The 12,235-nt window shown below is 72.5% G+C and carries 11 protein-coding genes; 8 read left to right on the top strand and 3 right to left on the bottom strand.

Annotated elements, in window-relative coordinates:
* Window positions 1-89: 89 nt before the first annotated feature.
* Window positions 90-686 (top strand): Uma2 family endonuclease, encoded by a 597-nt coding sequence (locus ACIBH3_RS19910; RefSeq protein ID WP_396313318.1) that lies wholly within the window; start codon window positions 90-92, stop codon window positions 684-686.
* A 14-nt stretch (window positions 687-700) separates the two neighbouring features.
* On the opposite strand, the gene ACIBH3_RS19905 is transcribed toward ACIBH3_RS19910, so the two are convergent.
* On the bottom strand, window positions 701-1,402 hold the full coding sequence (locus ACIBH3_RS19905) for an ABC transporter ATP-binding protein (protein ID WP_396313317.1): 702 nt from the start codon (window positions 1,400-1,402) through the stop codon (window positions 701-703).
* A complete protein-coding gene (locus tag ACIBH3_RS19900) occupies window positions 1,399-2,472 on the bottom strand; it encodes an FtsX-like permease family protein (protein WP_396313316.1) in 1,074 nt (357 codons plus the stop codon). Before ACIBH3_RS19900 ends, ACIBH3_RS19905 begins: the two co-directional genes overlap by 4 nt.
* A gap of 213 nt (window positions 2,473-2,685) precedes the next feature.
* Here ACIBH3_RS19900 and ACIBH3_RS19895 point away from each other — a divergent pair, with 213 nt between their 5' ends.
* Window positions 2,686-3,918, top strand: a complete 1,233-nt coding sequence (locus ACIBH3_RS19895; RefSeq protein WP_396313315.1) for a sensor histidine kinase — start codon at window positions 2,686-2,688, stop codon at window positions 3,916-3,918.
* Window positions 3,915-4,547, top strand: a complete 633-nt coding sequence (locus tag ACIBH3_RS19890; protein ID WP_396313314.1) for a response regulator — start codon at window positions 3,915-3,917, stop codon at window positions 4,545-4,547. The genes ACIBH3_RS19895 and ACIBH3_RS19890 overlap by 4 nt, the downstream gene beginning before the upstream one ends.
* 107 nt (window positions 4,548-4,654) lie before the next feature.
* On the opposite strand, the gene ACIBH3_RS19885 is transcribed toward ACIBH3_RS19890, so the two are convergent.
* Complete coding sequence (locus tag ACIBH3_RS19885; RefSeq protein ID WP_396313415.1) at window positions 4,655-6,058, bottom strand: aminopeptidase P family protein; 1,404 nt, start codon at window positions 6,056-6,058, stop codon at window positions 4,655-4,657.
* Between the two features lie 342 nt (window positions 6,059-6,400).
* On the opposite strand from ACIBH3_RS19885, the gene ACIBH3_RS19880 reads away from it, so the two are divergent.
* Genes ACIBH3_RS19880 through ACIBH3_RS19860 form a run of 5 tightly spaced genes read left to right on the top strand, consistent with a single transcriptional unit; the run spans window position 6,401 to window position 12,135 of the window.
* Complete coding sequence (locus tag ACIBH3_RS19880; RefSeq protein ID WP_396313313.1) at window positions 6,401-8,149, top strand: ABC transporter substrate-binding protein; 1,749 nt, start codon at window positions 6,401-6,403, stop codon at window positions 8,147-8,149.
* A gap of 34 nt (window positions 8,150-8,183) precedes the next feature.
* Window positions 8,184-9,170, top strand: coding sequence for an ABC transporter permease (locus ACIBH3_RS19875; protein ID WP_396313312.1), 987 nt, complete (start codon window positions 8,184-8,186; stop codon window positions 9,168-9,170).
* Window positions 9,167-10,153 carry an ABC transporter permease gene (locus ACIBH3_RS19870; protein WP_396313311.1) on the top strand — a complete coding sequence of 329 codons (987 nt, stop codon included), beginning with the start codon at window positions 9,167-9,169 and terminating at the stop codon, window positions 10,151-10,153. The genes ACIBH3_RS19875 and ACIBH3_RS19870 overlap by 4 nt, the downstream gene beginning before the upstream one ends.
* Window positions 10,154-10,156: 3 nt before the next feature.
* On the top strand, window positions 10,157-11,164 hold the full coding sequence (locus tag ACIBH3_RS19865; RefSeq protein WP_396313310.1) for an ABC transporter ATP-binding protein: 1,008 nt from the start codon (window positions 10,157-10,159) through the stop codon (window positions 11,162-11,164).
* Window positions 11,125-12,135 carry an ABC transporter ATP-binding protein gene (locus ACIBH3_RS19860; protein WP_396313414.1) on the top strand — a complete coding sequence of 337 codons (1,011 nt, stop codon included), beginning with the start codon at window positions 11,125-11,127 and terminating at the stop codon, window positions 12,133-12,135. The genes ACIBH3_RS19865 and ACIBH3_RS19860 overlap by 40 nt, the downstream gene beginning before the upstream one ends.
* Window positions 12,136-12,235 lie beyond the last annotated feature (100 nt).

The following is a 12,235-nucleotide window of genomic DNA, read 5'->3' as shown; positions in this document are numbered from 1 at the left end:
AACGGGCGGGGGACCGGCCGCAGCCCGTTCCGCAGCCCGTTCCGCAGCCTACGATGATGGTCTCGACACTGGCAGCCAGGAGGAATTCCATGTCCGCCGCAGCAGTGGAAGAGCCCTTCGAGCAGCCGACCCTGCTCGAAATGGCCGAGCAGATCGCCGACCGGTTCGCCGGCTACCGAGTCGAGATCATCGGGGGACAGATCACCGTGGCGCCACCTCCCGACGGCTCACACGGCGCGTCGTTGACCGACATCATGATCCCGTTCATCGCGGCCGGGCTGCACGGTGAGGACTCGCGCGTAATCCAGGCGATCGGCCTCTGGTTGCCCGACGGTCCTTCCGACTACGCGATCCCGGATCTCGCGGTGGTCGATGCAGACTTTGGCGATCATCTCGTTGAGTACAACTGTTATGACCCGTCGATCTTCCGGTTGGTCCTTGAGGTCACATCCTCCAACCACATCCATGATCTGAAGGTCGAGCCCGCTGGCTACGCCAGTGCCGGTGTCCCCGTCTATGTGATCGTGGACCGGAAGAACCGCAAGGTCATGGTGCTGACGGACCCTCGTGACGGCGAGTATCGCGTTCACGCGGTTCACCACCCAGGGCAGTCGCTCACCCTCCCGGAGTCCGTCGGGGCACCGGTCACGCTCGTCGTCGACAGCGTGCTGGGCCCGGAGAAGTAGCCGGCCCGGCCCGCTCAGCCGAGGCGGCCGTCCTGCATGGTCAGAACGCGGTCGACGCGGCCGAGGAGGTCGCGGTCGTGGGTGACCATCACGGTCGCGGTGCGGTGGGTGCGGGTGACGGCGGCGAGCAGGTCGACGATCTGGGCGCCGCGCTCGTGGTCCAGCGCCGAGGTCGGCTCGTCGACCAGCAGGACGGACGGGCTGCCGAAGAGGGCGCGGGCGATGTTCACCCGCTGGCGTTCGCCGCCGGAGAGCTGGTGCGGGCGGCGCTGTTGCTTGGCGGCGTCCAGGCCGACCGAGGCGAGCAGTTCGCGGGCCCGCTCCTGGGCGGCACGGGGCCGGCCGCCCCGGATGTCCTCCAGGACGAGCAGCTGTTCGAGCGCCGTCAGCGAGGCCAGCAGGTTGGACTGCTGGAAGACGATCCCCAGCCGTTCGCGCCGCAGCGCGGTACGGGCCCGGTCGTCGAGCGCGCCCGCGTCCTGGCCGTCGATCACGATCTGCCCCCGGTCCGGCCGCAGCAGCGTCGCCGCCACCGCCAGCAGGCTGGACTTGCCGGAGCCCGAGGGCCCGGCCACGGCGGCGAACTCGCCCGGGGCGACCTCCAGCGAGACGCCGTCCAGCGCGGTCAGCCGACTCTCCCCGTCCGGGTAGGTCAGGGTGACGTCGCGCAGGGCGAGACCGGTACGGATCCGGGTGGTGGCGGTGGTGGTGCTCATCGGTTCGCTCCAAGCGCGGCCAGGGGGTCGACGGAGGTGATGCGGCGGACGGCGAGCGCGGCCCCGACCAGGCCCAGCAGCACCATGGCCACCACCGGCACGGTCACACTCGCAGGGCTCAGCGCGAACGGCACCGAGGCGGAGGCGAAGAACCCGCCGACCCCGCCGAGTGCCCCGCCGAGCAGCGCCCCGGCCAGCAGGACGGCCGCCGCCTGCGCCAGCGCGTCCCGTACCAGGTAGCCGCTGCTCGCGCCGACCGCCTTCAGCACCGCGATGTCGGGCCTGCGCTGCACCGTCCAGACGGTGAAGAAGGCCCCGACCACCAGCGCGCTCACCGCGAACAGGAAGCCCTGGATCAGCTGGAGGCTGGCGCGCTCCGCGGAGTAGCCGTTGATGCCGCTCAGCGCGTCGGACAGCGGGACGGTCGCGGTGCCCTGCGCCGCGTCCAGTGCGCCGAGGTCGGCGCCGGAGGAGAGGACGAGCGCCAGTACGGTCGGCTGGTTCTGCCCGCTCAGTCGCTCCCAGGTGGCCAGGCCGGTCCAGACGCTCGCCGCGTGACTGTACGAGCGGTCCTCGGTGATGCCGGAGACGGTCAGCGTCAGCGGCCCGACCCGTACCGGCCCGCCGACCGCCAGGTGGTACGTCGCGGCGGTGGCGGCACCGACCGCGACCTGACCGTCCGCCGGCGCCGAGCCCGAACGCAGCGGCGGCAGCAGCTCGGCCGGGGCGCCGAGCACGCTCACCGCGGCCGCCGCCTCGCTCGCGGTCAGCCGTGTCATCGAGATGCCGAGCGGCAGTGCCGAGCGGATTCCGGGCGCACCCGTGAAGGCGGAGGTCTGGGCGGGCGAGACGGCGCTGTTGCTGAACGAGACGGTGGCCGAGGCCCCGGCGGGGGCGCCGAAGACGATCCGGTCCGCCGGCAGTTCGGCGACGGCGGAGGAAGCGGCCGAGGAGAGGCCGCCGGTCAGGCCGTACAGGAACACGACGAGGGTGGTGATCAGGGTGACCACCGCGCCCATCAAGGCGAACCGGCCTTTGGCGAAGCGGATGTCACGCAGAGCGACGAACACGGGGGACCTTCCCGGGAAGGGGCGGTGAGGAGAGCGGAGGGTTGGTGGGGCGGGAGTCGGGCAGTGCACTCCCACCTTGTCGGCACGGGGCGCGTGATCCATCAGGGAGAGGACTGGGCCCGCCCCCCTGCGGGGGATGCACCGCAGAATCCATCGAACGATTGATGCCACGCCGGTCAGCGGCACCCACCCCACCCCGTACCCTCGGAAGGCGTGACGAGTACCGACCCGCCGGCGCCCGAAGGGCCAGGCCACATCGCCCGCACCCCCGCCCTGCGGCTGATGAACCTCGCCCTGCACGGGCTGTTCTTCGCCCTGCTCGGTGTGCTGCTGGTCCGGGCCGTGCTCCGGGGTGACCTCGACGGCCCCGGGCTGGCCGCCGCCGTGGTGCTCGCCGCCGTCTACGCCACCGGCGGGCTGATCGAGCGGGTCCGCTCGGCCCGCCTGTGCGCCGGGGTGTGGCTGGTCGCGGTGTCGGCGCTGTGGATATCGCTGACCCTCCAGCACCCCGAGTTCAGCTACCTCGCCTTCCCGCTCTACTTCGTCTGCCTGCACCTGCTCCCGGTGCGCCTGGCCGTCCCGGCGGTGCTGGCGCTGACGGCCATCGTGGTCGCCGCGCAGACCGGCACCCCCGGCGGCCTGACCACCGCCAAGGTCATCGGCCCGGTCGCCGGCGCCGTGGTCGCCCTGCTCACCGCGTACGGCTACGCCGCGCTCTACCGCGAGAGCCGCGAGCGGCAGCGCCTGATCGACGACCTGATGCGCACCCGCGACGAACTGGCGGCCACTCAGCGCGAGGCCGGCCGGCTCGCCGAGCGGCAGCGCCTCGCCCGCGAGATCCACGACACCCTCGCGCAGGGCCTGTCGAGCATCGTGCTGCTCGCCCGCTCCGCCGACACCGCACTGCCCGCCGACCCCGCGACGGCCGCCGAACGCATCCGCGAGGTCGGCCGGACGGCCTCCGAGAACCTCGCCGAGGCCCGCCGCTTCGTCCACGCCCTCACCCCGCCCGCGCTCGACGACGCCACCCTCACCGAGGCGCTGCGGCGGCTGGCCGCCGGCTCCGGCGCCGTACTGCACCTGGACGGGGAGCCCTACCCGCTGCCGGTCGAGGCGGAGGTCGCCCTGCTGCGCCTCACCCAGGAGGCGCTGGGCAACGCCGTCCGGCACGCACAGGCCCGGCGCCTGGCTGTGACCCTGACCTACCTCGACGACGAGGTGACCCTGGACGTCTTCGACGACGGGATCGGCTTCGACCCGCACGCGGCGCGCGGCAGCGGACGCCCGACCTTCGGCCTGCACGGAATGCGCGAGCGGATCGCCGCGCTCGGCGGCAGCCTGACGGTGGAGTCGGCCCCGGGGGAGGGGACGGCCGTCGCCGTCTCGCTGCCGCTGCGGGCGATCGGGACGGCGGAGCCGGTGCTCACCGAGGCGGGCGGCCGGTGATCCGGGTCCTGCTGGTGGACGACCACCCGGTGGTGCGGCGCGGCCTGCGCGCGATGGTCGAGGATCTGCCCGAACTGGAGGCCGTCGGCGAGGCGGCCGACGGGGCGGAGGCGCTGCGGGTGCTGGAGGCGCTGGACGCCAGGCCCGACGTGGTGCTGATGGACCTCCAGATGGGTACCGGGATGCACGGGGTGGAGGCCACCCGGCGGATCACCGCGCTGCCCGACCCGCCGGCCGTGCTGATCCTCACCACGTACAGCACGGACGCGGACATCCTGTCGGCGGTCGAGGCGGGGGCCACCGGCTACCTGCTCAAGGACGCGCCGCCCGAGGAGGTCGCGGCAGCCGTCCGGGCCGCCTCGCGCGGTGAGACGGTGCTGGCGCCGCCGGTCGCCGCCCGCCTGCTGGGCCGGGTCCGGGCAGGCCGGCCGACGCTCTCCCCGCGCGAGACGCAGATCCTCCAGCTGCTGGCCTCCGGACTGGCCAACCGGCAGATCTCCAAGCAGCTGTTCATCAGCGAGGCCACGGTCAAGACGCACCTGGTGCACATCTACGACAAGCTCGGCGTGGACAGCCGCACCTCCGCGATCGCGGCCGGGCTGAGCAGCGGCCTGATCCGCCCGGCCTGATCCGCCCGGCGCGCACCCCCGGCCCGGGGGCGCGCGCCGCCGCCGGTTCCGTCGCCCGGGAGGGTGGACACCCTCCCCGTTCCCGCGTCCGCCGCGCCGCGGTGCGGTCAGCCGAGCAGGGTGCCGATCCACTCCTCGATCGCGGCGACCGAGCGGGGGAGTGCGCCGGACATCAGGCGGGCGCCGTCGGCGGTGATGACGAGGTCGTCCTCGATGCGGATGCCGAGGCCGCGCAGTTCGACGGGCAGGGTCTCGTCGTCGGGCTGGAGGTAGAGGCCGGGCTCGACGGTGAGCACCTGGCCCTCCTCCAGGACGCCGTCGAGGTAGGTCTCGGCGCGGGCCCTGGCGCAGTCGTGGACGTCCATGCCGAGCATGTGGCCGGTGCTGCAGAGGGTGTAGCGGCGGAACAGGCCGCTGTCCTCCTGGAGGGCCTCCTCGGCGGAGATCCGCAGGACGCCCCAGTCGGCGAGGCCCTCGGCGATGACCCGCATGGCGGCGCGGTGGAAGTCACGGAAGCTGGCTCCGGGGCGCAGCGCGCCGATGCCGGCGTCCTGGGCGGCCAGGACGAGTTCGTACGCCTGGCGCTGGATGGGGGAGAAGGTGCCGCTGAGCGGGATGGTGCGGGTGATGTCGGCGGTGTAGAGGGTGTCGGTCTCCACGCCTGCGTCGAGCAGCAGCAGCTTGCCGGGGTCGAGCGCGCCGTCGTTACGGATCCAGTGCAGCACGCAGGCGTGGGCGCCGGAGGCGGCGATCGTGTCGTAGCCGGGGCCGTTGCCCTCGGCGCGGGCGCGCAGGTTGAAGACGCCCTCGATCCAGCGTTCGCCGCGCGGGTGGCGCAGTGCGGCGGGCAGTGCGCGGATGACGTCCTCGAAGCCGTTGACGGTGTGGTCGACGGCGAGTTGGAGCTGGGCGACCTCCCAGTCGTCCTTGATCAGGCGCAGCTCGGAGAGGACGGCGGCGAGCCGGCCGTCGCGCTGGCGGTCGTGCTCGTCGCCGGGGCGGGCGGTGGCGGCGTCCAGGGCGGGGTCGACGCCGGCCAGCACCCGGGTGGCGGGCTGAGGGCCGGTCAGCAGCTTGCCGAGGTCGTCGAGGTGTTCGGTGCGCAGGCCGGTGAGCCGGCCGGCCTCGGCGAGGTCGGGGCGCCGGCCGACCCAGAACTCGCCGTAGCGCCGGTCGCGGTAGAACTCGGCGCGGTAGCGGGAGTCGCCGCCGCGTGGGGAGCGGGGGCGCAGGTACAGGACGGGCTCGTGGCCCTCGGGGCCGGTCGGTTCGAGGACCAGGACGTGGCCGACCTGGTCCTCGCCGGTGAGGCCGGTGAGCCAGGCGTAGCCGCTGTGCGGGCGGAAGCGGTAGTCCTCGTCGTTGCTGCGGACCTTCAACTCCCCGGCGGGGACGACGATCCGCTCGCCGGGGAAGACGGCGGAGAGCCGGGCGCGGCGGGCGGGGGTGAGCTGGTGGCCGGGGACGCGCCGGTCGGCGGGGAGGGGGGTGGCGGCCCAGGCGGTGCCCATGAAGGCGTCCAGCGCGGTGGAGACGGGCAGATCGTGGCTGCCGGTGTTGAGGACGGCGGGGGTCTGTCGGGGGGAGGAGGTCACGGCTGCGGGCTCCTTGGTGGTCGGGGGGCTGCTGATCTGCGCTGATGTTCCTTGCGGTGCACGGGATTTGGGGGATCGAAGGGACACAGCTCGGTAACGGGCCGCTCCACCCCTTGCCAGTGCAATTTCACATTACTATGTTACGGGTCACATCGGAGGAGCGGCTAGACCCCGGCGGTCGCCGCCCCCGATGGCCCCGGATCAGCCCCGGGGCGAACCACGGGCCGAGAACTCTGGCCCCCCACTGCGGAGTTGCACATGACCAGGCGCACCCATGCCGCCCTCGCGGCGGCGATCGCAGCGACACTCACCCTCGGCCTCGGGGCGTGCAGCAAGACCACCAAGGACAGCGCCGGCGGCGTGGGCGGCAGTACCAAGGCCCCGGGCGCCGCGTCCGGCTCGATCGTCGGCGGCTCGCCGGTCAAGGGCGGCACCCTCACCGTGCTCTCCAACCAGGACTTCGCCCACCTCGACCCGGCCCGCAACTGGACCATGCCCAACATGGACTTCGGCATCCGGCTGCTCTACCGCACCCTGGTGACCTTCAAGGCCGAGCCCGGCGCGGCCGGCAGCGACCTCGTGCCGGACCTCGCCACCGACCTCGGCCGCTCCTCCGACGGCGGCAAGACCTGGACGTTCACGCTCAAGGACGGCCTCAAGTACGAGGACGGCAACCCCATCAAGGCCGCCGACGTGAAGTACAACGTCGAGCGCTCCTTCGCCCCCGACCTCACCGGAGGGCCCGACTACGCCGCCCAGTACCTCGCCGACGCCGACGGCTACAAGGGCCCGCTGACGGGCCAGCACCTGGGCTCCATCGAGACGCCGGACGAGAAGACCATCGTCTTCCACCTCAAGCGCCCGGTCGCCGAGTTCTCCTACACCGCCACGCTGCCGACGTTCTCCGCCGTCCCGCAGTCGCAGGAGAAGGGCACCCAGTACGACCTGCGCCCGTTCTCGTCCGGCCCGTACAAGATCGAGACGTACGACCGCGGCAAGCAGCTGACGCTGGTGCGCAACGCCAACTGGGACGCCGCCACCGACCCCGTCCGCAAGGCCTACCCGGACAAGATCGTGGTGGTCGAGGGTCTCAAGGGCGGCCAGGTCGACGACCGGCTGATCGCCAGCGAGGGCGCGGATGCCTCGGCCGTCGAGTGGCCGCAGATCCGCCCCGAGTCGGTGGCCAAGGTGCTGCCGAAGACGGACGTGAAGTCCCGGCTGGTGGCCGAGATGACCGGCTGCACCGAGATGCTCTACCTGAACAACGCCAAGGCGCCGTTCGACGACCCCAAGGTCCGCGAGGCGATGATGTACGCCGTGGACAAGGAGGCCCAGGTCACCGCATTCGGCGGCCCGGCGCTGACCGACATCGCGACCTCCTACCTGCCACCGGCGCTCACGAACGGCGTCCGGGCCGACCCGCTGAAGATCGCCCCGGCCGGCGACCCGGCCAAGGCCAAGGAACTGCTCGCGGCAACCGGCAAGAGCGACCTCAAGGTCACCCTGACCGTCTCCACCGGCGACAAGACCCGCGGCGAGGCACTCCAGCAGTCGCTGGCCAAGGCGGGCATCCAGGTCACCATCAACACCGCCGACCCGTCGGTCTACTACGACACCATCGGCGACACCAAGAACGCCCCCGACCTCTCGATGACCGGCTGGTGTCCCGACTACCCCTCCGGCGCGACCTTCCTGCCGTTCGTCTTCGACGGACGCACCATCAAGGAGAAGGGCAACCAGGGCAACTACAGCCAGTTCCGGGACCAGCCGACGATGGACCGGATCGATCAGATCGCCGCGATGCCCGACGTCAAGGACGCCAACGCGGCCTGGCTCGCCCTCGACCAGGACCTGCTCAAGAAGGCCCCGGCCGTCCCGACGCTCTGGCAGCGCCGCGCCATCCTGGTCGGCACCAACATCGCCGGGGCCTACGGCCACCCGGTGTGGACCGGCATGCTCGACTTCGCCACGATCGGTCTCAAGGACCCCTCGAAGAGCCAGGGCTGAGGGACAGTCACCGATGACTCCATCCACTGAATCCGTGGCTTCGGGCCCCGCCTCGCGCGGCGGCGCGGCCCCGGCCCCGGGTCCCGAGCCCGCCACCGGGCCGGCCACCGGGCCCGGCCGGGCCGGCCGCGGCCCCTGGCGGCTGGTCTGGGACCAGCTCCGGGCCAAGGGATCGGCCCGGTTCGGCCTGGCGATGGTCGCCCTGCTGGTCCTGCTGGCCGCCCTCGCCACCCCGCTGAGCGCCCTGGAGGGCTGGACTCCCGAGGAGTTCGACAAGAGCGCCATCGACCCCTACCTGGGCGGTACGCCGATCGGCGCCGCCGGCGGGATCGGCCCCGACCACTGGTTCGGCGTCGAGCCGGTCACCGGCCGGGACCTCTTCGCCCGGGTCCTGCACGGCGGGCAGGTCTCGCTGCTGATCGCCTTCGCCGCCACCGCCGCGGTGGTGGTCACCGGCACCCTGGCGGGCATCGCGGCGGGCTACTTCGGCGGCCGGGTGGACGCCCTGCTCTCCCGGATCATGGACCTGACGATGTCCTTCCCCTCACTGATCTTCATGATCTCGATGATGTCGGTGGCCAGGGACGTCAACCGGGTGCTGCTGATGACCGCCGTGATCGGCCTGTTCACCTGGCCCGGCATCGCCCGGGTGGTGCGCGGCCAGACGCTCTCGCTCAAGCACCGCGAGTACGTCGAGGCGGCGAAGGTCGGCGGCGCCCGCCCGTGGCGGATCCTCAGCAGGGAGATCCTGCCCAACGTCTCCGGTCCGGTCATCGCGTACACCACCCTGCTGATCCCCGGCATGATCAGCACCGAGGCCGCGCTCAGCTACCTCGGCGTGGGCGTCCGCCCGCCGACCCCCTCCTGGGGCCAGATGATCGCCGAGAGCATCAACTTCTACGAGACCGACCCGGCGTACTTCCTGATCCCCACGCTCTTCCTGTTCCTCGCGGTGCTCGCCTTCACCCTGCTCGGCGACACCCTGCGCGACATCCTCGACCCCCGGGGAGGCCGGTCGTGATCCTCTACCTCGGCCGGAGGCTGCTCGGCGTGGCCGGCATCCTGCTCGCCATCTGCGCCATCACCTTCACCATCTTCTACCTGCTGCCCAACGACCCCGCCGGCGCCGCCTGCGGCAAGACCTGCAGCCCCGAACGGCTGGCCGAGGTCCGGACGGCGATGGGCCTGGACCAGCCGGTCTGGCGGCAGTTCACCGACTACCTGGTCGGCATCTTCGCCGGCCGCGAGTACGGCAGCGGCACCGGCACCCTGCACTGCGCCTTCCCCTGCCTCGGCTACTCCTACGAGTACTCGATGCCGGTCTGGACGCTGCTCGCCGACCGCCTGCCGGTCTCCGTCTCGCTCGCCCTCGGCGCGGCCGTGCTGTGGCTGTTGCTGGGCCTGAGCGCCGGCGTCGTCTCCGCGCTGCGCAAGGGCAGCCTGACGGACCGGTCGCTGATGGTGGTCTCCGTCGCCACCGCCTCGCTGCCGGTCTACTTCACCTCGATCATGCTGATCTGGGGCGTGGTCAGAACCGCCGGGCTGCTGCCCTACCCGGCGTACACCGAGTTCACCGACGACCCGGCCGGCTGGGCGTCCAACCTGCTGCTGCCGTGGCTGGCACTGGCGCTGCTCTACGCGGCGATGTACGCCCGGCAGAGCCGCAACTCGATGATCGAGACGATGGCGGAGCCGTACATCCGAACCGCCCGCGCCAAGGGGCTGCCGGCCAGGACGGTCACCGTCAAGCACGGGCTGCGCTCCGGGATGACGCCGATCCTGACCATCTTCGGGATCGACCTCGGCGGCCTGCTGGCCGGCGCGGTCATCACCGAGTCCATCTTCGGACTGCCCGGCGTCGGACGGCTCTTCTACGACGCCCTGGTCCGCTCCGACCAGCCGGTCATCCTCGGCGTCACCCTGCTCGCGGCCTTCTTCATCGTCGTGGCGAACCTGCTGGTCGACCTGCTGTACGCGTACGTCGACCCGAGAGTGAGGTACTGACCCATGAGCAGCAGCCCCCTGCTGGAGGTCCGCGACCTCAAGGTCTCCTTCGACACCCCGCGCGGCGTGGTCCGGGCGGTGGACGGCCTGGGCTTCACCGTCGAGGCGGGCCGCACGCTCGGCCTGGTCGGCGAGTCCGGCTCCGGGAAGTCCGTCACCTCGCTGGCCCTGATGGGTCTGCACCGCGGCGCCGCCGTCACCGGGTCGGTCAAGCTGTCCGGCCAGGAGCTGACCGGGCTGTCCGAACGGCGGCTGGGCGCCGTACGCGGCCGGCGGATCGCGATGATCTTCCAGGACCCGCTCTCCAGCCTGCACCCCTTCTACACCGTCGGCGAGCAGATCGCCGAGCACTACCGGGTGCACTTCCGGGCCTCCCGCAAGGCCGCCCGGCAGCGGGCCGTCGAGATGCTCGGCGAGGTCGGCATCCCCGAGCCGGCCCGGCGGGTCGCGGAGTACCCGCACCAGTTCTCCGGCGGCATGCGCCAGCGCGTGATGATCGCGATGGCGCTGGCCTGCGAGCCGGACCTGCTGATCGCCGACGAGCCCACCACCGCCCTCGACGTCACCGTCCAGGCGCAGATCCTCGACCTGATCGCCCGGATCCAGCAGGACCGCGGCCTGGGCGTCATCATGATCACCCACGATCTGGGCGTGGTCGCCCGGGTCGCCCACGAGGTGCTGGTGATGTACGGCGGCCGGGCCGCCGAACAGGCCGACGTGGACCGGCTGTTCGGCCGGCCCGCGCACCCCTACACCCGCGGCCTGCTGGACTCCCTGCCCCGGCTCGACGACACCGACCAGGCCCCGCTGCGGGCCATCCCCGGCAGCCCGCCGTCCCTGATCGCCCCCGCCCCCGGCTGCTCCTTCGCCCCGCGCTGCACCCGCACCACCGGCGCGAGCCAGGACCAGCACGCCCGCTGCCTGGCCGAGCGCCCCGGCTTCGGCCCGCTCGGCCCGGGCCACCTGGCGGCCTGCCACCTGCCGCTCGTCCCGGAAGGAGCCCTCTCGTGAGCACCCTGCTGTCCGTCCGGGACCTGGTCAAGACCTTCCCCGGCAAACGCGGACGCACCGGCCGGGCCGGCAGCCCGATCCGGGCCGTGGACGGCGTCAGCTTCGACGTCGCCCCCGGGGAGACCCTCGGGCTGGTCGGTGAGTCCGGCTGCGGCAAGTCCACCACCGGCCGGATGATCGTGCGGCTGCTGGAGCCCACCGACGGCACCATCACCTTCGACGGCACCGAGATCGGCCGGCTGAACCCCACCCAGCTGCGCCCGCACCGCCGGCACCTCCAGATGGTCTTCCAGGACCCGCACTCCTCGCTGAACCCCCGCCAGACCGTCGCCCGGATCGTCTCCGAGCCGCTGCTCGTCCAGGGCAGCAGCGCCGCCGAGGCCCGCCAGCGGGCCGCCGAACTGATGGAGCTGGTCGGCCTCATCCCCGAACACCTGGACCGCTACCCGCACGAGTTCTCCGGCGGCCAGGCCCAGCGGATCGGCATCGCCCGCTCGCTGGCCACCTCCCCGCGCCTGGTCGTCGCGGACGAGCCGGTCTCCGCGCTGGACGTCTCCATCCAGGCCCAGGTGGTCAACCTGATGGAGCGGCTCCAGGACGAACTCGGCCTGGCGTACATCTTCATCGCCCATGACCTCTCGGTGGTCAAACGGGTCTGCGACCGGGTCGCGGTGATGTACCTCGGCCGGATCGTCGAGATCGGTGACAAGCACGAGGTCTACGGCAACCCCGCCCACCCGTACACCAAGGCGCTGCTCTCCGCCGTACCGCTGCCCGACCCGGCCGCCGAGCGGGCCCGGGAACGGATCGTCCTGCCGGGCGATCCGCCCAGCCCCGCCAACCCGCCCACCGGCTGCACCTTCCACCCGCGCTGCCCCAGGGCGCAGGAGATCTGCCGCAGCGAGCAGCCGCTGCTGCGGATCGCCGGCCCAGGCACCCGCGAGGCGGCCTGCCACTTCCCCGAAGCCTGACCCCCACAGACGGCGGTACAGCCCCGGGCGTGCCCGACGGGCGTGCCCGTCCGCACCAACGCACCACCAGCTCCGCCCACCCCCACTCCTCCACCCCATC

It is taken from the genome of Kitasatospora sp. NPDC050543 (assembly GCF_044457565.1).
Lineage (GTDB): Bacteria > Actinomycetota > Actinomycetes > Streptomycetales > Streptomycetaceae > Kitasatospora.
Note: the sequence above shows the minus strand (reverse complement) of the source record. Positions and strands in the feature narration are given on the sequence as shown.